This window comes from Ruegeria sp. R13_0, assembly GCF_017743995.1.
Lineage (GTDB): Bacteria > Pseudomonadota > Alphaproteobacteria > Rhodobacterales > Rhodobacteraceae > Ruegeria.
The window spans coordinates 1-20,350 of the sequence record NZ_JAGHRB010000028.1; the positions used below are offsets into that span (position 1 = coordinate 1).

Consider the following 20,350-nt stretch of genomic DNA (forward strand, 5'->3'; position numbering starts at 1 on the left):
GCGGAACCCATCAGGGCCAGCGGTCAAAACCGCGCAAAAAGGCCGGACACATGACTGCTTCTGACAAATGCACAAATCAGGTCAAAAAGGACTTGCTATGCAGGAGCCATCCACACATGCCATTCGTTCAAATCGCAGAAATTTCAATGAGCGGATGGCCGTGAGGCAAACAAACCTGCCATCGTTGAGAAGCGCCGTTAAGCAAACTTGATTGCTCTCAGAGACCCGACTAACGTTTCTGTAACCATATTTTTCGCGATTTTTAGGACATGTAGATATAGATGACACCTGATGTACAAACCGCCCACCGCATAGCTAAAGACCATTGCGCTGCCTGGACAAACCGGGCACCTCGCGATGTCGCTGGAAGATATGCCGAACATACAATCATGAAAATGAACGGTGGCGACCCAATGGAGAGCCGGACGGAGATTGGCGACATGGCGGCGGGATTCATGGCTGACTTCCCTGACCTCGTTCTTAGCCTCGACACGGTTCACGTCGCCGATCACCACATGATCTATGCTTGGACTTTCGAAGGCCATCATAAAGAGACTGGTAACCATGTTCGTTTCTCGGGCTGGGAAGAATGGGACTTGGACGACAACCTGAACGTCACCAAATCGCTCGGTTGGTATGATGGTGTGGATTATGAACGCCAAGTTGCGGGAACATGACCAAATCCGGCGCCAATTCGCGCCCTGTACGCACAGCCATATACGGCAAATCAGACCCAATTTGACTGTAGTCGGTGCTCTTTACTGCCTACAGCAAGTGAGAGGGCGTCCATCGGAAAAGGCTTTTCTCGTATTCGGTAATTGATTTCGAGAGCCACCGCATGAACAGCTTTGCCGCCGGTCGAACCGGACCCGGCAACGTGACAAGGTAGTAGCCGATCTGCGGTATTGGATCGTCGAACAGCGCCACGAGTTGTCCCGACTTCAACTCGTCAGAAACAAAAGCCGGTACCGTCGCCCCGATACCATCACCGCGACGGATGCCATCCAGCAGCATATTGCCCGGCACGCGGACAACTCTCCGGTCGGCGTCGGTCGGAATTCCGACTTTTTCTAACCACAGGTCAAACTCGACTGACCCTTGTTCCTGAAGAAGCGTGAAATCAAGCAATTCTGCAGGATTCGTGAGCACCCGGTTTCCGATTAGTTCGCGGGACGCGACGACCGTCAGACAGCCTGGCAGCAGCATCTGCGAGACAAGCCCTTGCCAGCGACCTGTTCCATATCGGATGGCCATATCAATTCCGCCCGGCTTGAGGTCGACAGCTTGGATCGTTGAATCGATCCTCAACTCGATTTTGGGGAAATCGTCAATAAACGACGACAGACGCGGCATAAGGAACGCGCTTGAAAACATCGGAGTCGCGCTGACCACTAACGGTCGAACCGACTCTGCACTCGACACGCTCTCGGTCACGGAGGCCATTTCAGCGAAGGCTTCAAGCAGGCCAGCCGACAGGAATTCGCCTTGCGATGTCAGAGAAATACCGTGCCGGGTACGGGTGACAAGCCGAGTGCCGAGATGTTGTTCGAGCCCGCGGATTTGCTGGCTAACTGCGGAATGGGTCACGTTCAGTGCCTCTGCCGCCCGGGTCAGATTTCGAAACTCGGCAGCGGCGGCGAAGGCTCTGAGAGATGTCAAAGAGGGAAGCGTGCGCCAATCCATAAGTAAGATCATCTAACAATATAGAAAAATTTACAACTATGTGATCCCCCGATGCCCGCGCATGCTGGTGCAGTAGTTCATTGGCGACCACCGGAGACAAACATCATGAAAATTGCTGTTTTGGGACTGGGCAATATGGGCTCAGCGCTGGCGCATTGCCTGCTCAAGGCAGGCCACGAAGTCAGCGTTTGGAACCGCACGTCGGAAAAGGCAGAGGTTTTTGCTGAGGCAGGAGCCACGATCTGCTCTTCACCGAATGATGCCATCGCAGCTTCTGAATTTGTCATCATCTGTATCAAGAGCCATAAGGAAACCGTTGAACTGGTCAACGGGCTGAGTGTTTCGCTAATTGGCAAGACCATCTGCGACATGAGCACGGGCGATACCTCGGATGCCGATAGACTGGTCGCCACCCTTAAGGGACAGGGGGCTGGCTACATGCTGGGCATGATCAATGCCTACCCTTCCGGCATTGGTGGTGACGAAACCACAATCCTTACGGTGGGCAGTGCCGGAACCTGGGACCGCTATGGCAGTATCATCAGAGAATTAGGTGGAAAGTCCGCCCATGTTGGAGAGAAACCAACTGCACTTGCCGCGCTCTTTGCCGGCCTCTTCACGGTTCGACAGGGGTTCATGTTCGGAATGATCTACGGTGCACTTGTCTGCCAAAAAGCGGGCATCCCGATGCAGGTTTATGCCGACCAACTCCCTGCCACGATCAAACTGGTTAATGACTACCATGACCTTTTTGCCAGAACTGTTCCGACCGAAGATTACGACAATGCCGAAGCCTCCTTGAAGGTTTACGCGATGGCGCAAGAGGATGCGTTGAAGACCTATCTCTCACTTAATGCGCCCGCTGATTTCATCCAGTTGATGCATGACCGCACCAAAACGGCTTGGGACGATGGCCACGGCGACAGACAGCTGACCTCACTGGTCCAGCATATGACGGATGCCTGATGCAAAAAGGCTCCGGCTCGGAGCCGACATCCAGAGGCAAGTCGCGATGCTGAGGGTGCAACCCGCTTTTTGGACATTCGCCAAATACGCGAAACCAATGGGTATTCAAACTCATGCGTAGGGGTCGATCCTAAACCATCGGTCGTCCTTCGGAACTAGTTGACGACTCACGGCTTTACAGGAACCACCGAGTTCACTCCTCCGTCATTAGAAACATGGCGGAGCCAAATTCTTATGGAGTAGTCGACAGCTCCGTAACGCAGGGCATCTTTGAATGTTGCGGCAACATCGGGTCAGGACGATGCCAGGATTGAGCTGAAGAAACCCACAAGCTGCCCTGGCTTTGATAAACGGATGGATCCTTCAGCGTTCCGACTTTGATTGCTTTGTACTCTGGCGCTGTACTGTTCCAAGACATAACGTGCACTCCACAAACCGGACAAAACTGCCGAAAGACATCGTTTCCGCTTTCGACCTTGCGCGCGAATGTCGTTGGCGTTCCCTGTACAACGGTCACCGCTGATGCAGGAAACATCATTCCATGGGCTTCTGCACCGCCGGAGGTCTTCTGACAGTCACGGCAGTAGCAAGCGCCCGAGACGATTGGAGCAGCATTTACGCAGTACTTAACAGCGCCACAAAGGCATTCTCCCTCTAATACTTCAATCATCTTTCGTCTCCTTTTCTGCAAATCCCTCAATCATCGCTTCTGCGACGCGCACAGCCGTCGCGATCTCTTCGGGTGACAAGCGCTCTGAAACGCGCACGATGTTGACCGCCTCGCGTGCCAAAACAGTTTCGATCAATTCGGCCCCGATTGGTGACAGCGCCAAGAGCTTTGAACGGCGATGCGCAGTGTTTTGGCGGCGCTCGATTAGCCCCTTTTCAATCAGCGCATTCGCGGTCTTTTGAACAAACTGCCGCGGTGCGATTAGTCGGTCAGCAATCCGCGGAACAGGAAGTGGTCCTTGGTCATGAAGTTGCTCAAGCACCGCCCGCTCCGTAACGGTCAGTCCGGTGCCACTCAATTCACGTGCAACAGCGCTTTCCAAAACTTTGTAGAGCGGGCGCACAAACCGAATGAAATTATAGAGATCTGTCGAGTCACTCATAGTGACATCATTGATGCCATAATAACATCACAGATGTCAATAATGACCTTTGACTGGGCCTTGAGCGCAATCTCTTCAATCCCAGAACTGCACGATTGATGCTGTTAGCAGGAGAGCGATGATCGAGATATCCCGAACCTCGGTGATCAGCGTTCCATTCTGATTGACAAACCCGAGACTCATTTTTGCGGAGTTTTACGGATTCTTTACGGCAATCACTCTTCTGAACTGACGCGGAAATTACGTGGCCATGCGAGACATGGGGCATCTCAAATAATGGAGAAGACAATGTCTCTGAGCAAACAAATCAACGCCCGCGCGACGAAAAGCAATTCCAAGATCCCTTATTTCGGGGTCATCCGCGAACTCATGATCTGGAACAATGCATGGCGTGAATACTCCCGCTTGCAAGAACTCGACGCGAAGGCCCTGCGGGATATGGGCTTGTCGGACGAGGCGCGGGCATCTGTGACCGTTTCACAAATTGCTTCGCGAATGCGGGGCTGAACTCAGCCACGCCACCCTGCCCGCCGCAATCCATCAAGGATCACCTCGACATGCTCGGGGCGCGCATAGGGGTAAGTTTCGCGCACATAAGCCTCGTCAAGATCAGGTTGCAGCGCCAATACCCTCTCCAGCACCTCGGCGGCTTCGTCGATTTCGCCCGCGTGACCAAGAGTAACCGCCGCGCGCTGCAGACCCCGACAATAGTCCGGGGCAATGTCCCTGAGTTGACGCGCTGACTCCACTGCCGCCTCAATGTGGCCCGCGAACAATTCGCAAGTGGTGATGTCGCCAAGAGCCGCCGCCCGGTTCGGATAATTGGGGTTCAAATCAAAAATCGCCCGCAGGTGATGCAGTGCTTCTTCGGCCTCACCGGTCCATTCCAGCACGCATCCGCAACCGTGCCGGGCGTAAGGCGAAGACGGGTTCAGGCGGACGGCCTCCAATGCATGGAACTTTCCCGGTCCGAATGCATGTGTGCCAAAGATCATCGTCATGGCCAGAAGCGCCTGACCTTCCCATTCGGTTGGATCAGCTTTGACAGCACGCTCGCAGTAACCGAGCGCCTTTTCAAAGGCGGCGTCCCGATCTTCTATCCAGCCCTGCAATGCACTGCGAAAGTAATAGCGCCCAAGTCTCGCCCAAGCCCGCGCGTAGTTGGGTTCAAGCCGGATTGCCTCCTCCAGCAAAGGGACTTGGGCGCGATTGGATTCCGGAGAGCCATAGCCTTCGCCACCGGTTCGTTCCAACTCGTCAGTTTGAGCCAAAAGCTGCCATGCCGCCATGTTTGCCGGGCGTTGCCGAATGATGCGCGCGGATTCAGCGCGACCGATTTCAGGGGTTACGCGTGCAACAACGGCTTGCCCAATGGCTTCCTGCATATCGAAGACATCAGACATTTCGCCATCAAAACTCTCGGTCCAAATCAAATGGCCTCGTCCCACCTCAGTCAAACTGGCCGACACGCGAATGCGTTCGCCGGACCGACGGATCGCGCCGCTGATCGCATAAGCGGCGCCTACCGAAGTGGCGATCTCACGAAGATCCCCGTCCCGGTCGGTTTTCCATCCTATTGCCTCAGGTGCGATGACCGGGAACCACCGCCAGAGCGAAAGCGATGTTCGAAGATCTATAACCAGACCTGTGGCAAACGACACGTCCTGATGATCCGGGCTGGCGGGCACAAACCCCATCACGAGAACCGACGGGTTCTCAAAAATGTCGTTTGCAGAGGTATCCTGAACAGCAGCCTTGGCCTGTGGCGCAGTGGCATTTGACAACCGAGACGCTTCTGCACGACGCCAATCGTCAAAAGGTTCGGAACGCAGATCGAGGCCTTCGAGAAAGTCACCGGTTTCCGGCACCCCGAAATTACTATCGATCGCATCACCGTTGATCCTGACACTGGTGCCATCAGCCGAAATCATTTCTGCACCGTCTCCAAGAGCCCGGCGTAGGCTTGACAATTCTTGCCTCAGCGATGCACGCGCCTGTTCTTCTGCCCGGTCAGGCCAAAGCGTGGCTGCCAGACGATCACGCGCAACGGCGGACTTTGGTGCAAGAGCCAGCATTGCCAGCATTGCCTGTGATCGGCGCGATCCAATCTTGAGATCATTTCCGTTAAGCGACGCTTGAAAAGGTCCAAATAGTGAGAGTGACAACTGCATCCTTGGCACTTTGCCACGGGAACCATGCGCGGGAAAGCATCTCTTTGAAGTGGTCCACAAGGTGTCCCAAAGATGCCTGTCCCAATGAAACCTTGCGAATCTTTACCTAACTTGCGCCTGCGGCCCGGAGCTGCCATTGGCCAACGGATCAAGATGCTGCGGCGGGGCCCGTCATAGGAGTCATTCGCTGCGACGGTAAATTCAAGACTATGGTGAACTCACAGATCGCGGGACAAAGTGCCAATTCGCTGCGGCTGCGCCAATGGCGGCTAACAGTGGGCGCCTACTTTTTGAGTTGGTGCACTTCCACGGTGGTATGTGACACATGGTCGATGTGAACCAACATCGCCTTGTATTCAGCGACTGTTTTCGGTGTCTCGGAGGCAACCGAAGCGATGACCGAATAATGACCCGGGCCGACTTGCCAGATGTGCAGGTCGGTGATCTTGTCGTCGCCGTTTTCAACCGCTTTACGAACCTTTGCTTCGATATGCCCACCTTCGGGCACTCGATCAAGCAACACACCGCCGGAGTCTTTGATGAGTCCCCACGACCAGCGCGAAATCACGATTGCTCCGACAATCCCCATCACTGGGTCCGCCCAGAACCAGCCATAAGCACGACCCAATAGCAGGGCGACAATCGCCAAAAGCGATGTCAGGGCATCTGCCAAGACGTGCAGGTAGGCCGCCCGCAGGTAGTTATCTTGCCCATGACCATGGTGGTGGTCGTGATCATGATTGTGGTGATGATGGTGCCCATGGCCATGATGATGGTGGTGATGGTGATCGTCCCTCAGAAGCCACGCGCTTAGCAGGTTCACAATCAAACCGATCACCGCGACCATAATCGCCTGATTAAAGCTGATAGGCACCGGTTCCACGAGCCTTTGAAAGCTCTCCCAACCGATCAGGAGCGCGATCAGAGCCAAAATTACGGCACTGGCAAATCCCGCGAGATCACCGACTTTGCCTGTGCCGAACGTGAAGGCGCGGTTGTCGGCGTTCTTACGCGCGTAACGGTAGGCCAGCACTGCGATGAGCATGGCGGCGGCATGCGTGGACATGTGCCAACCATCTGCAATCAACGCCATCGACCCGAACCAATGGCCCGCAGTAATCTCCACAACCATCATTGTGGCGGTCAGCGCGATGACCAGCCAGACCCGCCGCTCGTTGCGCTCCTGATTGGCACCCAGAAAGACGTGATCGTGTTCAAGCGTTGTAGTTGCACTTTCGGTCATTTCTTAGCCTTCCCGCACAGTCGCATTCGTCATTTGAGGTACGACTTCAAAATCTGGATCATCTCTTCTGCGCCTTGCTCGCGGGATGCATCGTCAGCGGCGTCAACAACGTGGCTGCGGAGATGTTGCTCAAAAACTTCGTTGGTCAGACCTGTCATCGCACCGCGAATGGAGGAAATTTGACGAAGCACTTCGGTGCAATCCGCATCTGCTTCCAATGCACGCTCGACACCTTCAACTTGACCCTTGATCCGGCGAAGACGGGCAATGAGCTTGGAATTGTCGCCGCTGAAATGGCCCATAAGCAGTCTCCAAATATAGTATAGGGGGGTATAGTACACAACGCATAGAAAACAAGGCAAGTGGCCCTATGCACGGATTGTTCGTGACTGGGTTACGTCAATCGGCCTTGAGGCAACCGCCTACGGGACCCATTCAATGAGAAGAACCAAGGTCACTCAAATCTACAAGAAGACCGGAAATCTTCGAGCCCTCAGCTCCTTCTCGGCCACACCAAGATGGACAGCACGGTCAGGTACCTGGGCGTTGAACTCGAGGATGCGTTGGCCATCGCGGAAGCCATTGAAATATAGTGCATTTGGGTCGCCTTCACGGGCGGCCCATTGCTTCCGTCCATTATATATCTGGGACGCTGCGGTGCAGCCCCTCGTTCCTACCGTTCGCTGCGTGTGCGAACAACAGTGCCAATCTCAGTAGCATCCCTATGTGGCGACAGCACGTGCCAGAACGTTACCAAAGCGTCGTGCAAATTCAGGCGGATCGGTGGGGGTTTCACCATCGACGATGCGGGCCTGGTCCAGCAGGAGGTGGGCTGCGTCTTTCAAAAGATCATCGCCGCTCGCGTTTTCAGCCTTTGCGCGATCTGCCAGCTTGGTGATGATCGCATGGTTGGGGTTCAACTCAAGGACGCGTGGGGCGCCGTGTTGCAACTGCCCGTGGCGCTTCAACAGTCGCTCCATATTGACATCCATGTCGCCATCATCGGCGATGAGGCAAACGGGGCTGTCCGTCAGGCGTTTCGAAGGGCGCACGTCTTTGACCACCTCGCCAAGCTCGGCCTTGATTGCGGCGATAAGAGCCGAAAGGTCCGCCTCTTCGGGCTTGTCATCTTCTGCTTGTTCTTCATCTGCTTTGATCTCGTCGAGATCCGCAGCGCCGCGGGTAATGGACTTGAACGGCTTTCCGTCGAATTCGGTGATGTGCTGCAACCAGAATTCGTCCACATGATCGGACAACAGCAGCACCTCGACCCCCTTGGCCTTGAAACCCTCCAGATGCGGTGACTGGGCCAGTTTGGCCGCGTCCTCGCCTGCAATGTAGAAGATCGCCTCCTGCCCTTGTTTCATGTGGGCGACGTAGTCGGTTAGGCTGGTCAAGTCATCCGCAACGGTGGAGGCAAAGCGGCACACCTCAAGAATACGGTCGCGCAGACCCGCGTCTTCCACCAGCCCCTCTTTGAGCACAGCGCCGAAGTTGCCCCAGAACTGCGCGAAATCCTCTGGCGCCTTGTTGGCTTTCTTCTTCAGCTCGCTCAGGACCTTCTTGGTGATCGAAGTCTTGATCTTTGAAAGCCGCGGATCGGTTTGCAGCATCTCGCGCGAGACGTTGAGTGACAGATCCTGGCTGTCCACCACGCCGCGCAGAAAGCGCAGGTAAGCCGGGATCAGGTCCTTCGTGGCCTCGGAGATAAAGACCCGGTTGACGTAGAGCTTTACATGGCTCTTGCGCTCCGGCTCAAAAAGATCGAAGGGCTGAGTGCTCGGCACGAAGAGCAGGCTCGTGTGATTGAGCGTGCCTTCCACCTTGTTGTGCATCACGTGCCACGGCGTATCGAAGGCATGCGCGCTGTGGTGATAAAACTCTGTATATTGCTCCTCCGAAATGTCCTTTGGAGCCCGTGTCCAGAGCGCCTCGGCGGCGTTTAAGGTCTCACTCCCCAGTTTGACGGGGAAGCTGATATGCTCGGAATAAGTCTTGATGATGTGCCGGATGCGGGGCTCTTCAGTGAATTCCTTCGCGTCTTTCCTGAGCTGCAACGTGACCGTCGTGCCATTGCTCGCGCGCTCCGCTGGCTCAATAGAGAATTCGCCCTTGCCGTCAGAAGACCAGAGCCAGGCCTCAGCCTCACCCGCCTTGCGTGTCACCACATCGACCTGTGAGGCCACCATGAAGGCTGAATAAAACCCCACACCGAACTGGCCGATCAGGCCGGGCTTGTCTTTCTCTTCCGCCTTGAGCGCTTCGATAAAGGCGCCAGTGCCTGATTTGGCAATCGTGCCCAGGGTTTCCAGCAGATCGGCATGGTTCATGCCGATGCCGTTGTCTGAGATCGACAGCGTCTTTTTCTTGGCGTCACTCTCCAGCGTGATTGCAAAATCTTCAGATGTTGCAACCGACGCGTCGGTCAGAGCGGCGTAACGCAACTTGTCGCAGGCGTCCGACGCGTTTGAGACCAGCTCACGCAAAAAAACCTCGCGGTTGGAATAGAGCGAGCCTGCAACGATCTCCAAAAGTTGGCCTACTTCCGTCTGGAAGGAAAACGTTTCTTTCTCAAGGGTCTCTGCCATCGCTAATGCCTCCAATTTCCAATCGCGGCGCAAATTTATTGATTATCGCGCTTGATTCAACCTTTCCAATGGCACCAGCCGATAGCCACCTCCGACATTTTTCACCGACCAGGGCCTGTTGCTTATGACTCAGCGTTTTTGGTGACAGGGCCTCAGCTAGCTATTTGCGAGGCGAACCGGGCTAATGAGTTCAGATACCGTCGCGCAGAGTGAGTGCCCGCAGGGCCACCGCGCATCGACGACGCTCCTCCACGCGGCGGCAATTTGGTGAGGCTGGACGCTCCAACTCGAGGTTTTTCGGCTTTGGCAGGATAAAGTGAGAACCATTACCGCCCGGTCGCCACAGCGCGCGACTTCGAAGCCCAGTTAGAGTGCAATGTCTGCGTTGGGCTCTGTACGGACCTCGGCGCAGGCGCAGCACCAGGTCGATAGCCCCTACACCTTCGTAAACTCCATCCGATAAACGACTTCTTCGCCTGTCTTGGGGTCGATACCAGGAGCGCCACTAATCACCAATCTATCACCTTCGAGCACAAAAGGTCGCGAAAGGTCGCCGTGCCAGTTTGGGTTCCAAGACCCATCAACATGATGAATGACCCGGTCTTCCTCGAGCGAATAAGAAGCGACGTAGGCAAGCATGTCGTCGAAAAGCTGGGCTTTTTCACTCGCAGTCCAACCATTTTTGCCTGAGTTCGGGCGATCACGCCTGAAAACAGTGGCCATCATCCGCCCGTCTGCGTGGTATGCAATGTATCCAATTGGCTCGGGCCCCAATGCATCGGTAATTTGCCCTGTTCTCACCGACTGCCGCGTCCATGCATGCATCTTCCATGACCCAATCAAAGCACTACTATCCAAAATCAAGCCCCCTTTTTAAACTGCGTTCAGACTGTTTCCAACAAGCCTAGCCGAACAACCGTTGGTGTTAAGTAAGAAGTTTCTGGATCATCCAAACTTCGTCGGATTGGGCGCCGAGCGGGCCTTCGAAGAAGTAGAAACCGTTCAAATGTCCCCCGCCCCGCCACTTCGTCTGCGACCCATACCGGACACTTAACTTCCCTCTCGAATTCTGCGGCTGCGACCGCTTTGCCGCCTTTCGCTGCTGGCGCAAAATCTGAACGAGGCCGAACTGACAGTTCGCGCGACAGAGCCGACATAAAACAAGGTCAGGTCTGGGTGGCTTCCATGTTTGAGCCAGCTGGCGGCTACGTCATTTCCTATGACTAGAAACCTTCTGTTGGGGCGAGAGCTTCCAGCAGAACGGCGTGCTCGGCTCCCAGCAATGGCTTGAGAAAGAACATTGTCGGTTCTTTTGGCAACGCGTCGGCAACGGCATCGCTTGCGTTGGCAGCGTCTGAATTACCGAGGTTTCTTAGAACGATTGCCTTGAACCGATGGAGCGTCCAAAAGCCGGGCTGAAGTTGGATTGCGGTTTCCAGGGCATTGGCGCAGCCCTGATAGTCGCCGGAACAATACAGGCAGAACGCAAGATTGACCTGCCGCATTGGTTCGTACGACATCTCTGTCGCCGATCCATCTGCCTGTTCCAATGTCGCAAGCGCATCGTTGAATTTCGCTTCCGCCATCTCGACCATTGAGAGGATCAATCGGCCGAAATAGTAGGTGGGGTTGAGTTTCAGGGCGTGCAGGCAATCGCGCTTTGCACTTTCAATGTCCCGTTTGCCGAACAAAAAGCACATACCCCGAACCGCAAACAGGTAATCGCTCTTAGGCATCGATACCAAGGCGCGGTTGACGTCATTTTCCAGCTGGTCAGCTGTTTCTTGTCCAATGTCCTGGAATTTCGCGCGAGCGAACAGGATCTCACCCATGGACGACATCCCCAGAACCATCGGATGGTCCGGGCTCAGCTCAAGTGCCCGATCAAAATATTTCCTGGCCTCCATCCACTCTTGGTATTTTCCAGACTGACCGGTACTCGCGACGCGCGCCAGGAGGTCGGAAATACCCATTTCTTCGATTGGCACATGTTTCACGCGCTCAGCGTCAAAATTGTTCAAGTGGTTACGGATATCCGCGTTCACTTGCGTGATTGTCTGGTCAAAGAACGCAAAGATGTCGGCTGTTGCACCCTGATAGTTCTGCGAGAACGCAGGCTCGCCGGTTTCGGACAGCACCAGAGTTACATTGAGCCGCGCTTGGCCCGCTGCCATCCGCAGTCTGCCGCGAAGATAATATGAGGGGTTAAGCGTCATCGCTGTGAGGGCGTCAACAACCCGGATTCCGGTGCGTTTGGACAGGTTCATCAAGAGCTGATCGCGCAACTCCAGCGCCGCTGACTTGGTGTCTTCGTCATTCGGGCCGAACTCTATCTTCTCAACAACGATGACGGGTCGCTTGTCCTCTTCCGGTGTGACCTTTTTCTTAGGTGACCAGTAGAAGCCTTCGATCGGTCCGGGAATATTCTTGAGCTCGAGTGATCCCGCGCTTTCAAATTCCGCGGCCAGACTGCCCGTCAGCTGCCGAAAAAGGTCTTGCGAAATCATGATGCCGCCCGGCGGTGCCTCTGCCTCGAGCCGGGCCGCAAGGTTGATTCCGGCACCATAAAATTCGTCTTCATCCTCGGTAATTTCGCCCAAATGGCCGCCGATACGTAGCTTTATCATTGGATGTTTGGCCAGTTCAGCCTGGAGTTCAGTTGCACAGTCCAGAGCCATCGTGATCGACCCGAACGCAAGGATCCAACCGTCGCCCAAACGCTTGAGGATTTCACCCGCGTGCCGATTGCAGATCGGAACCAATTTGGTGTCATTGATCTCTCTGACGGCAGCTATGCCCGCTGCTTCGTCGCGGGCCATCATTCCGGAGTACCCGACAATGTCCGCTACGATGATAACTGCTAAACGACTTCCCATGCTTCGATCTCGCTTAAAATGGCCGGATTTATCACCAACGCATGCGGCAATTATTTGCACAAACACAAGTATGATCCAACAACCGGCGCGACTGACTGGCCGAGCGCGGGGGAAACGAAAAACCGATCGACCGCGTTAAAATGATGGTTCCCGGTCGAAAGAAGTTACTATGAACCCGAAACTGTCTGCTTTGGACTCTCCGCGGCCGCTAGGGCGAATGCAGCATCTCAGCCAAAAGTACCAATGCCTCACGCAAGGAAGGCCCATTCCGGACCTTCACCCCATAATCTCCATGCTGCGACGCAGCCCGTCAAACCTTCCGTTCGCTGCGAGCATAAAATCAAAGGCTGCCTGAACTCGTGAAATGCGAACGTAGTGTGAATTCACGTCGCAATCCCCGACTTCTGCAACCTGCGCATCGCTACCTCGATCTCCTGAACCAAGGACGGAGAGCTGACCTCCACTGCGGGTGCAAGCAGGTGATGCCTTCGAGGCGAAGCGGACGTTCAGCCTTGGTTATGAACGCCAATTTAACTGGACTACTCAAAGGTCGCGCATTGTCGATATTTCGTGACATCCGTTAGACTGCGAGCAGGAGGGTCCTATGCAGCGCCGACTCGCCGCGATCATGGCTGCCGATGTCGTTGGGTATTCGTCGTTGATGGGCAGCGACGAGGCGGGGGTATTGTCCGCTCTCAAAACTCTGCGTTCAGATATTTTTGATCCCGAAATTGCAAGACATCACGGGCGCCTCGTCAAGGTGATGGGGGATGGCGCCCTTGTCGAATTTGCTTCGGTCGTCGATGCCGTAACCTGTGGCGTCGAGATACAGCGGGCAATGACTGAGGTAGCTCCGACACTTGCCAACGGGTCGCGGTTGCAGCTTCGGATTGGGATAAACCTCGGTGATGTCATGATCGCTGATGGGGACCTTTACGGTGACGGGGTGAATGTCGCCTCTCGCATTGAAGGTCTGGCGGACCCAGGCGGCGTCGCGGTTTCTGAGAGTGTCGCGCGACAGGCAATGGGCAAGGTAGATGCCGGTTTTGAGGATCTCGGTCTGAAAAACCTGAAAAACATCGCTGTACCGGTTCGGGTTTTCCGCGTCATGCCCGACTGCGCGCCCGCATCCAAACGGCGATCAAACAAGCTTCCATTGATGGTCGGTGCATCGGTTTTAGTAGGTCTGGGCGTTGCAAGCTCGTTAATGTGGTGGATCGGCTTTGGTCGCGAGCCGCCAGATTCCATGACCTTTGATGAATCTGCACTGTTGACAGAGCCAACAGGTCCGACCGTTGCGGTTCTACCGTTTCAAAACCTTAGCAATACGGACTCCCGCGATTTATTGGCTGTTGGCATTGGCGAAGACATCATCGTTGAGTTGGGGAGCTACCAGGACCTCAATGTATTGTCCCGCCAATCCATCCATTCCGTTGGACCGGACGAAAGTGATCTGCGCAGTATCCGGCAGAAATTCGGCGCGGATTATGTGCTGGAAGGCTCTGTCCGGCAGGTTGCAGATCGTCTGCGCGTAACAGCGCGACTGATAGACACAAGCTCGGGGCTCCAGGTCTGGTCGGACGCGTATGACGAAAGCCTCACGACTTCAAGTATTCTGGACGTTCAACTTAGCATTACCGAAAAAGTAGCCTCGGCTGTGGGTGACGCGGGCGGGGCGATCAAGCGCCTTCACTCAGGTCATGCGCGTGCGAAACCTCCGGAGCATCTCTCGTCTTATGAATGTTCCCTGCTGCGCGTTGGTTTTCTGAACCGACGGGATGTGCAAGAGCGAGTCCGCGGCTGTATTCTGCGAGTTGTCGAAGACGAACCCGAGTATTGGCGCGGGTGGGCGCAATTGGCCGAGGCGCTGCTAACGGATGTGAAGCTATTTACCGGGCTGTATCCAGGGACCCAGGATGAGAAAATCCAACGCGCGGAAGAGGCAGCGCGGAACGCGGTGTCGCTGAACCCGTATTCTGCGCGCGCTCACTTCCTTCTGGCGCTGGTGCTACAGATTCAGCGCGATCTCGACGGGTTCTTCTCGTCTGCTGAAACGGCGCTGGCGTTGGGGACAGATCGGTATCTGCAAGGGCAGATCGGCTATGAGTTCATTTGGTCCGGGCGTTTGGAATTGGGCGCCGCTCTTGTCGAAAACGCAATTGCGCTTGACCCAAATGCGGCAGACCCGAACTGGTATCAGGCGTTGGCCGAGTATCATTTCCTGAACGGAGATTATGAAACAGCGCTGAACACCTATCGTAAGGGGGCACAGCCGGACATTTGGTGGTCGGTTTCCATCGAGGTCGCGATTCTGGCCGAACTGGGTCCGCGCGACGCCGCCATTGCCGCACGGGACAGGCTCAACAAAATTCGTCCGGGGATAAAAATTGCTGACATCGTCTGGATGTACCGGCGCTTTGCGCGCCCGGATGAGCACATCCTGCCATTCGTTGAAGCCTACAGAGCTGTGGACATGCCCGAGGGACTGTTTGCCCCGCTTCAGGAGAGTGCAGGCTGAACGACAGGGCGTGGTAAGGCCAAAGTTGACGCTGATTGTTATTCGGGCACACCCGCTCTTTGCAGGCTTGCCAGCCAGATTCGTCGGTTTTCGGGGTGGTTTTTTGATCCTGCGAATTGCCTGCGCATCGCTGAGATGGACAGTTTCGGGTTGATCTCAAGCGCATCATTTACAGCCTCTTGGGCATCGTCTTGCCTGCCCATCTCGACAAGAGTGGCCGCGGTCAACAGGTGGTGAAACAGCCGCCAAGTATTGCTTGTCGCCACCGCGCCCAACTGCTGGGCTGCGTCCAACGCTTCTTCATAACGTTCCAGATGAAAAAGGATATGTCCTTTGTAAAAGTACATGTTCTGCAACATCGGATCGCGCGGGCTTAACCGGATCGCCATCTCTATCTCGGGCAGGGCGAGGTCCTGCATGCGGAACCAGTCATAAGTATGCGCCATTTCCAGCCGGATACGCGCGTCATTGGGGTTGAGCGCGACAGCGCGTTCGAGATTTGCGATGGCTGGATCGGCCTCTCCTGTAAAGCGGTAGATATAGCCGAGGGCGGCATGCGCCTGCGCGTCCTGTTCGTCCAGTTCAATTGCCCGTTTGGCCGCCTCTGTCGCGGCAATCAAGGTTTCCTGGGGGGTATCCGACCACTGAAAGAAGAATATCGTTCCCAGCGCTCGGGCCAACAGGCTGTGTGCTGCCGCGAATTTCGGATCAGCTGCGATGGCGGACTGTGCAAACGTCACCGCGTCTTGCTGAGCTTCTTGCGAAAACACGGCCTGACGCGCCCGGCCGCGCAAATACAGATCCCATGCACCCATGTCCTCGGTCGGTTTTTCCTGCGACCGTGCTTCGCCAGACTGGTATATCTCCGGCAATAACTGGCCTGCGATGGCTCGGCTGATCTCGTCCTGAACGTCAAAGACATCCGTTACCTGACGATCAAAAACCTCGGCCCAAATGGTTTCGGCGCTGCCGACATCAATAAGTTCTCCGCTGACGCGCATCTGACCATCGGACCGGCGAACGCTGCCGCGGACTACATAGCCAACCCCAAGGTCGCGCGCGATTTCGATCGGGGTTGCCTGATCCTTCGCGTAAGAGAACATCGTTGCGCTGGACACAACGAACAGTTCCCGGTTGCGCGACAGATGCGCTGTCAGGTCGTCGGTGAGACCATCGACGAAATACTGACCCGTTCTTTCGTCCCCGATATTGTCAAACTGCACAACGGCCAAAGAGGGTTTCCCGGTGTCCGGCAACCGCTGCTGGTCGGCAAAAATGGAGAGCGACAGCATGGCGATTGCCAAAGCCAACAGAGCACCCGCAACAAGAACGCCACGTTTGGGCGCCTGAGTAATGCGCTCAGGCGGGTCCTCCGATGCAATCGGAGCCACAAATTGGAACCCGCGCTTTGGAAAGGTCTTGATGTAGTCTGAGCTTGCCGCACTATCGCCCAAGGCCTTACGCACGGATCGAATGCGCGTGTTCAGCGCGGCATCCGTGATCGCTGCGCCGCCCCAAATCTCATCAATGATCTCTTGCTTGCTAACAATCCTGTCTCGGTTCCTGACGAGAAATTCCAGCAATTGAAGGGCCTGAGGTTCCAGAGCAATCGGTTCGCCACTGCGGTTCAATCCCTGTGTCGGATCAAGTTGGAACTCTAAAAATCGGTACATACTGAAACCTACACTCCGCCATGTCCTTGGCTCAACGAAGTTTGCGGATTGTCAGGAGAATGTCAGAAAAAATCAGCTTCCGATCAAGCCTGGCGCGCTCGCCGAGCGTAGCGTTTTCGGGGGGTTAGCGCTCCGTAGCAATACCCAAAGCGATAAGGAGATTGGATATGGCACTCTTAAAAACACTTTGCGTGGCGGCCGCAGTCGCTCTGACGGGAAGCACTGCATTCGCTGAAACGGATCTCGAGGCAGCGTTAGATAAGGGTGCCGAGCGCCTTAGTGCCGATCAGATCGCAGAGCTTCTGATCGGAAATACTGTCACAGCCACCTCGGGAGAGAAGAGATTTCGCTTTTTCTATGACCCGAACAATGTCGTGAGCGGAGAGCTTACGAACGGAGGCTGGAATGGTGCAGGCGCATTTGCCATCACCGATACAGATAAGGTTTGCGTTTCCATGGCCGCCGACAAGGGGCGCTATCGCTGCATGACAGTTCTACGTGTCGGGGACTCGGTCCAGAAATTCAGTGCCGATGGAAAGAGAACTTTCGAGCTGCACAGCTTTGAGCCGTCTACCGGCCTCTGAATTTCGGTATCATTCTGGTTCCGACACCGGACCTGCCATTTTTCTGGCTGAGGAGAAATGGCAGGCATGAATACAGCGGCCCTGTTCTCCATGTACGGTGAATGTCCGCAATGCGGGCCGCTTCAACATTGTGGGCGGGTGCCAAATGGCTCTTTCGGACCGTACTAACCATAAACAAAGGCGGTATTAGGTGGTTCGCGCCCGTTCGTGCGTCGCGCAGCATTGGTCAAGATGGGCTCATTCCGGACCTCGGTGCCGTTGCAGCACAGGCCCCTACCCCGCCGTCACTTGATCGCGCAGACGGCCCAAACCGGACCATGATCAAGGCCAGTCGATGCTGCAGTCGCAAACCCGCATTCCGGACTATCGCGGCATCCGCAAAAGCTCATATTAGTCGAACTTGCCTTATGCGGACAAAGCTTCCGTCCCGTTTCAACCTAGCCAATTTCCGCTTTTGGCTTCAGGGGGTTGTCCAAACTTGGCCACGACCAGCGCTGGTTTCTTAAGACGGTGGGATGTGTGCTAGAGTGCCGAAATGATGAACAGTGATCTCCCGCTTCTGAATGCTGTGCGATATTCGGTCGGCGACCCAGATGCAAATATTCTTAGCTGGAACCGACGCGCACTGGGCGAAGGCTTTGCCGATGCGATGGCGGGGGGCGAAGGTCTTATCCTGCACAGCGGAACGCTCGCGGTAGATGGGGGCGAGCGGGCGTATGAACTCGTAGAGAAGGTGTGCCGGGTTATGCCGCCCGGGCGCGAACCGGGTTCATGGCTCTACTGGAAGCGCGAAGCACAGGTATATGCCTCTGGACTGCTTGATGGCCCGTTTTCCGGTGTCCGAGCACCAGACTGTTATGGCGTTACCTACACTAACGAGCCGTCGGCCCGTGTTTTTATTGAGGCCATATCTGATGCGCAACCGAATTGGACGGCTGAGACCTATGTTCGCGCTGCTCATGCTTTGGGTTCGTTTTCCGCCAGCGCGGCAGGTATTCCGGACATTGAACGCCACGATTGGATGGCGGTCGGACGGGCTCACAGTTGGATAGAAATTGCTGCCGATATATTAAACGATCCAGACATACTGAAAGATGACTTGGTGCTCAAACGCTGGCTCACGGGTTCAAATCTGAGCAGAACGAGGGACCTCTGGAGTAACATCGGTGTCCTTAAGGCGGCACTAGCGGACCTTCCGAAGTGTTTTTGTCACCATGATGCCTTCAACCGAAACCTTCTCTTCCGCGAAACAAGTGAAGGGGAGCCAGAAATTATCGCCATCGACTGGGCATTCGCCGGCTACGGTAATGTTGGAGAGGAACTTGCCGCCGCCGTCGGTGCTTCGCTCATGTTTATGGATACTGAATCGGACGATGCGGGCGCGCTGACCGAGCGCATGTTTTCAGGCTATCTGGATGGACTGAGGGCCGAAAATTGGTCCGGCGCATCAGGGGATGTTCGCCTTAGCTTTTGTGCAACCACTGCGATGATGTTTGCATTGGGCGCAATCGGCCCGTGGCTACCCCTTTTGAGTGACCCCGAGCTTGAGCCTGTGGTGAGGAGCATTACAGGAGCTGAGCCTGACCAATTCATCGGAAATCTTTCCAAAATTCAGGAACACTTCCTCAACCTCGGCGAAGAGGCGGTTGCGCTAGCGGGAGGCTGACGACTTAGGTACACCCAAAATGATATGTGCTGCAGATGGGTGGAGACATAGAGGGCATACCTATTGTGTTCTTTGAAAAAGCAGCCGTTCCGGCACTGCGCAGCATCGGTCTTTTTGGGCTCGCAGCCGACCTCGGTGCAGACGCTGCACAAGCCCCTGCCCCGTTTTCAACGACACATCCAACGGCCCATACCAGTCGTTCGCCCAAAAAGTTCGCGCCGCAGTGCGGCTTGTACCTTAGCGGAACTTCGGCAAATCTACTGAACCTAAGAAAACGTACGACATATGGGCCAGAAGATGCTTCAGTTACAGGCCTCCCTTTGCCCCCCCGCCATCGGTCACACCCGATACTTGGCAAGCTCATTCCAAAACAATTCAACTGCGGCAGATGTGTTCTGCGACTTACGCGCTGCGCAAATGTTCCATGTGAGGTTCTGTTTCATCGACACGGGTTTTGCGGTCTTAGCCCGGATCAGCTCTGCGAATGTGTCTGGCATCCCTCCCACGATGAATTCAGGCTCTGCCAGAAGTCCGGTCAGGAGGTTGTAGTCGTCGCATTCGAGTTGCGGCTGCGCATTGACCTTTTCGACGGCCTCGGCACCACCACCAAGCGCTTTTGTCAAAGCGGCTTTCCAATGTTTATGGAGATGGGGTGACGCAAAGGGATAGTCGAAAATGCCTGCCATGGTTTGCGGGCCGCGCTGGTGAATCTCATGATCTCGATGAGCGACGAACTGGGTAGTTTGCTTCTCCATCACCATGATCTCGACAGCTTCGGCTTCAGGTGTGTAGGTCAGATCGCCGAGGAACACGTCGAATTCGCCCGCCTGCAATAGATCGAGCGGACGCGCATAGGCGCTTACCAGAATTCGGAAGCGCAGGTCAGGCATCGACTGTCGCACAGCGCCCAAGACGGGCAGGATCAAAGTTCTTGTGGTCAGCGGCCCGCACCCGATCAGCAAAGTCCCCGGCCCGGTTTCGCGCAGGTCAGAAACACGGGTCGCGTAGCGGTCCAGGTCCTCGCGCAGCGCCTGAGCGATGGGTAAGAACGCCTGCCCCGCGCGTGTCAATGTGCTGCTGTTTCGGCTGCGATGGAACAAAACAAGTCCCGTGTGCTTCTCAGCCTGCCCGACATAGCGGGACAACGAGGCGTTTGAGACACCCATCGCACGAGCGGCATTTTGGAAGCTGCCTGTTTCAGCCAATGCGAGAAAGGCGGTCAAAGCGTTTTCGTTCATCATGCGGCAAATTTCATTTCAGGTTTCGCGTT

The 20,350-nt window shown here is 55.4% G+C and carries 17 protein-coding genes and 1 pseudogene; 7 read left to right on the forward strand and 11 right to left on the reverse strand.

Features of this window, described 5'->3' with window-relative positions:
- Nucleotides 1-281: 281 nt before the first annotated feature.
- Complete coding sequence (locus J7394_RS21810) at nucleotides 282-677, forward strand: DUF1348 family protein (protein WP_209256075.1); 396 nt, start codon at nucleotides 282-284, stop codon at nucleotides 675-677.
- A gap of 88 nt (nucleotides 678-765) precedes the next feature.
- Here the strand turns inward: J7394_RS21810 and J7394_RS21815 are convergent, their stop codons facing one another.
- The gene (locus J7394_RS21815) at nucleotides 766-1,683 is read right to left on the reverse strand and encodes a LysR family transcriptional regulator (protein WP_209256076.1); all 918 of its coding nucleotides are present in this window, start codon (nucleotides 1,681-1,683) and stop codon (nucleotides 766-768) included.
- A gap of 51 nt (nucleotides 1,684-1,734) precedes the next feature.
- On the opposite strand from J7394_RS21815, the gene J7394_RS21820 reads away from it, so the two are divergent.
- Nucleotides 1,735-2,649: an NAD(P)-dependent oxidoreductase gene (locus J7394_RS21820; protein ID WP_209256077.1), complete on the forward strand. Its 915-nt coding sequence runs from the start codon at nucleotides 1,735-1,737 to the stop codon at nucleotides 2,647-2,649.
- 232 nt (nucleotides 2,650-2,881) lie between these two features.
- Here J7394_RS21820 and J7394_RS21825 read toward each other — a convergent pair whose 3' ends face one another.
- The gene (locus J7394_RS21825) at nucleotides 2,882-3,319 is read right to left on the reverse strand and encodes a GFA family protein (RefSeq protein WP_209256078.1); all 438 of its coding nucleotides are present in this window, start codon (nucleotides 3,317-3,319) and stop codon (nucleotides 2,882-2,884) included.
- Complete coding sequence (locus J7394_RS21830; RefSeq protein WP_209256079.1) at nucleotides 3,312-3,722, reverse strand: MarR family transcriptional regulator; 411 nt, start codon at nucleotides 3,720-3,722, stop codon at nucleotides 3,312-3,314. The genes J7394_RS21825 and J7394_RS21830 overlap by 8 nt, the downstream gene beginning before the upstream one ends.
- Before the next feature lie 327 nt (nucleotides 3,723-4,049).
- Between J7394_RS21830 and J7394_RS21835 the strand changes: the two genes are divergently transcribed.
- Nucleotides 4,050-4,268 carry a hypothetical protein gene (locus J7394_RS21835; RefSeq protein ID WP_209256080.1) on the forward strand — a complete coding sequence of 73 codons (219 nt, stop codon included), beginning with the start codon at nucleotides 4,050-4,052 and terminating at the stop codon, nucleotides 4,266-4,268.
- Nucleotides 4,269-4,270: 2 nt separating this feature from the next.
- Here the strand turns inward: J7394_RS21835 and J7394_RS21840 are convergent, their stop codons facing one another.
- The 3 genes from J7394_RS21840 to J7394_RS21850 all read right to left on the reverse strand — a co-directional run bounded on the left by J7394_RS21840 (nucleotide 4,271) and on the right by J7394_RS21850 (nucleotide 7,477).
- Nucleotides 4,271-5,836 carry a hypothetical protein gene (locus J7394_RS21840; RefSeq protein ID WP_209256081.1) on the reverse strand — a complete coding sequence of 522 codons (1,566 nt, stop codon included), beginning with the start codon at nucleotides 5,834-5,836 and terminating at the stop codon, nucleotides 4,271-4,273.
- 379 nt (nucleotides 5,837-6,215) lie between these two features.
- Nucleotides 6,216-7,175: a CDF family Co(II)/Ni(II) efflux transporter DmeF gene (dmeF, locus tag J7394_RS21845; protein WP_209256082.1), complete on the reverse strand. Its 960-nt coding sequence runs from the start codon at nucleotides 7,173-7,175 to the stop codon at nucleotides 6,216-6,218.
- 29 nt (nucleotides 7,176-7,204) lie between these two features.
- Nucleotides 7,205-7,477 carry a metal/formaldehyde-sensitive transcriptional repressor gene (locus J7394_RS21850; RefSeq protein ID WP_209256083.1) on the reverse strand — a complete coding sequence of 91 codons (273 nt, stop codon included), beginning with the start codon at nucleotides 7,475-7,477 and terminating at the stop codon, nucleotides 7,205-7,207.
- 67 nt (nucleotides 7,478-7,544) lie between these two features.
- Here J7394_RS21850 and J7394_RS22975 point away from each other — a divergent pair.
- Nucleotides 7,545-7,768 (forward strand): annotated as a pseudogene (locus tag J7394_RS22975) (tyrosine-type recombinase/integrase); the annotation flags it as partial.
- A 129-nt stretch (nucleotides 7,769-7,897) separates the two neighbouring features.
- Here the strand turns inward: J7394_RS22975 and htpG are convergent.
- The 3 genes from htpG to J7394_RS21865 all read right to left on the reverse strand — a co-directional run bounded on the left by htpG (nucleotide 7,898) and on the right by J7394_RS21865 (nucleotide 12,705).
- Nucleotides 7,898-9,763: a molecular chaperone HtpG gene (gene htpG, locus J7394_RS21855; protein WP_209256084.1), complete on the reverse strand. Its 1,866-nt coding sequence runs from the start codon at nucleotides 9,761-9,763 to the stop codon at nucleotides 7,898-7,900.
- A gap of 435 nt (nucleotides 9,764-10,198) precedes the next feature.
- Complete coding sequence (locus J7394_RS21860) at nucleotides 10,199-10,627, reverse strand: lipocalin-like domain-containing protein (RefSeq protein WP_371812140.1); 429 nt, start codon at nucleotides 10,625-10,627, stop codon at nucleotides 10,199-10,201.
- 359 nt (nucleotides 10,628-10,986) lie between these two features.
- Nucleotides 10,987-12,705 (reverse strand): adenylate/guanylate cyclase domain-containing protein, encoded by a 1,719-nt coding sequence (locus J7394_RS21865; RefSeq protein WP_209256085.1) that lies wholly within the window; start codon nucleotides 12,703-12,705, stop codon nucleotides 10,987-10,989.
- Between the two features lie 538 nt (nucleotides 12,706-13,243).
- Here J7394_RS21865 and J7394_RS21870 point away from each other — a divergent pair.
- Nucleotides 13,244-15,157 carry an adenylate/guanylate cyclase domain-containing protein gene (locus J7394_RS21870; RefSeq protein WP_209256086.1) on the forward strand — a complete coding sequence of 638 codons (1,914 nt, stop codon included), beginning with the start codon at nucleotides 13,244-13,246 and terminating at the stop codon, nucleotides 15,155-15,157.
- A gap of 38 nt (nucleotides 15,158-15,195) precedes the next feature.
- On the opposite strand, the gene J7394_RS21875 is transcribed toward J7394_RS21870, so the two are convergent.
- Nucleotides 15,196-16,830 carry a winged helix-turn-helix domain-containing tetratricopeptide repeat protein gene (locus J7394_RS21875; RefSeq protein ID WP_209256087.1) on the reverse strand — a complete coding sequence of 545 codons (1,635 nt, stop codon included), beginning with the start codon at nucleotides 16,828-16,830 and terminating at the stop codon, nucleotides 15,196-15,198.
- 167 nt (nucleotides 16,831-16,997) lie between these two features.
- Here J7394_RS21875 and J7394_RS21880 point away from each other — a divergent pair, with 167 nt between their 5' ends.
- Nucleotides 16,998-17,414, forward strand: coding sequence for a hypothetical protein (locus tag J7394_RS21880; protein WP_209256088.1), 417 nt, complete (start codon nucleotides 16,998-17,000; stop codon nucleotides 17,412-17,414).
- Nucleotides 17,415-17,949: 535 nt separating this feature from the next.
- Entirely contained in the window at nucleotides 17,950-19,080 is a 1,131-nt protein-coding gene (locus J7394_RS21885) for a phosphotransferase (protein ID WP_209256089.1), read from the forward strand.
- Between the two features lie 338 nt (nucleotides 19,081-19,418).
- Here J7394_RS21885 and J7394_RS21890 read toward each other — a convergent pair whose 3' ends face one another.
- Nucleotides 19,419-20,321 carry a LysR family transcriptional regulator gene (locus tag J7394_RS21890; protein ID WP_209256090.1) on the reverse strand — a complete coding sequence of 301 codons (903 nt, stop codon included), beginning with the start codon at nucleotides 20,319-20,321 and terminating at the stop codon, nucleotides 19,419-19,421.
- Between the last annotated feature and the right edge of the window lie 29 nt (nucleotides 20,322-20,350).

Coding starts and splice junctions, on each gene's coding strand:
- J7394_RS21810 (WP_209256075.1), top strand. CDS start 282: ATGACACCTGATGTACAAACCGCCCACCGCATAGCTAAAGACCATTGC.
- J7394_RS21815 (WP_209256076.1), bottom strand. CDS start 1,683: ATGGATTGGCGCACGCTTCCCTCTTTGACATCTCTCAGAGCCTTCGCC.
- J7394_RS21820 (WP_209256077.1), top strand. CDS start 1,735: ATGCCCGCGCATGCTGGTGCAGTAGTTCATTGGCGACCACCGGAGACA.
- J7394_RS21825 (WP_209256078.1), bottom strand. CDS start 3,319: ATGATTGAAGTATTAGAGGGAGAATGCCTTTGTGGCGCTGTTAAGTAC.
- J7394_RS21835 (WP_209256080.1), top strand. CDS start 4,050: ATGTCTCTGAGCAAACAAATCAACGCCCGCGCGACGAAAAGCAATTCC.
- J7394_RS21840 (WP_209256081.1), bottom strand. CDS start 5,836: ATGCTGGCTCTTGCACCAAAGTCCGCCGTTGCGCGTGATCGTCTGGCA.
- dmeF (WP_209256082.1), bottom strand. CDS start 7,175: ATGACCGAAAGTGCAACTACAACGCTTGAACACGATCACGTCTTTCTG.
- J7394_RS21850 (WP_209256083.1), bottom strand. CDS start 7,477: ATGGGCCATTTCAGCGGCGACAATTCCAAGCTCATTGCCCGTCTTCGC.
- htpG (WP_209256084.1), bottom strand. CDS start 9,763: ATGGCAGAGACCCTTGAGAAAGAAACGTTTTCCTTCCAGACGGAAGTA.
- J7394_RS21870 (WP_209256086.1), top strand. CDS start 13,244: ATGCAGCGCCGACTCGCCGCGATCATGGCTGCCGATGTCGTTGGGTAT.
- J7394_RS21875 (WP_209256087.1), bottom strand. CDS start 16,830: ATGTACCGATTTTTAGAGTTCCAACTTGATCCGACACAGGGATTGAAC.
- J7394_RS21880 (WP_209256088.1), top strand. CDS start 16,998: ATGGCACTCTTAAAAACACTTTGCGTGGCGGCCGCAGTCGCTCTGACG.
- J7394_RS21885 (WP_209256089.1), top strand. CDS start 17,950: ATGATGAACAGTGATCTCCCGCTTCTGAATGCTGTGCGATATTCGGTC.
- J7394_RS21890 (WP_209256090.1), bottom strand. CDS start 20,321: ATGATGAACGAAAACGCTTTGACCGCCTTTCTCGCATTGGCTGAAACA.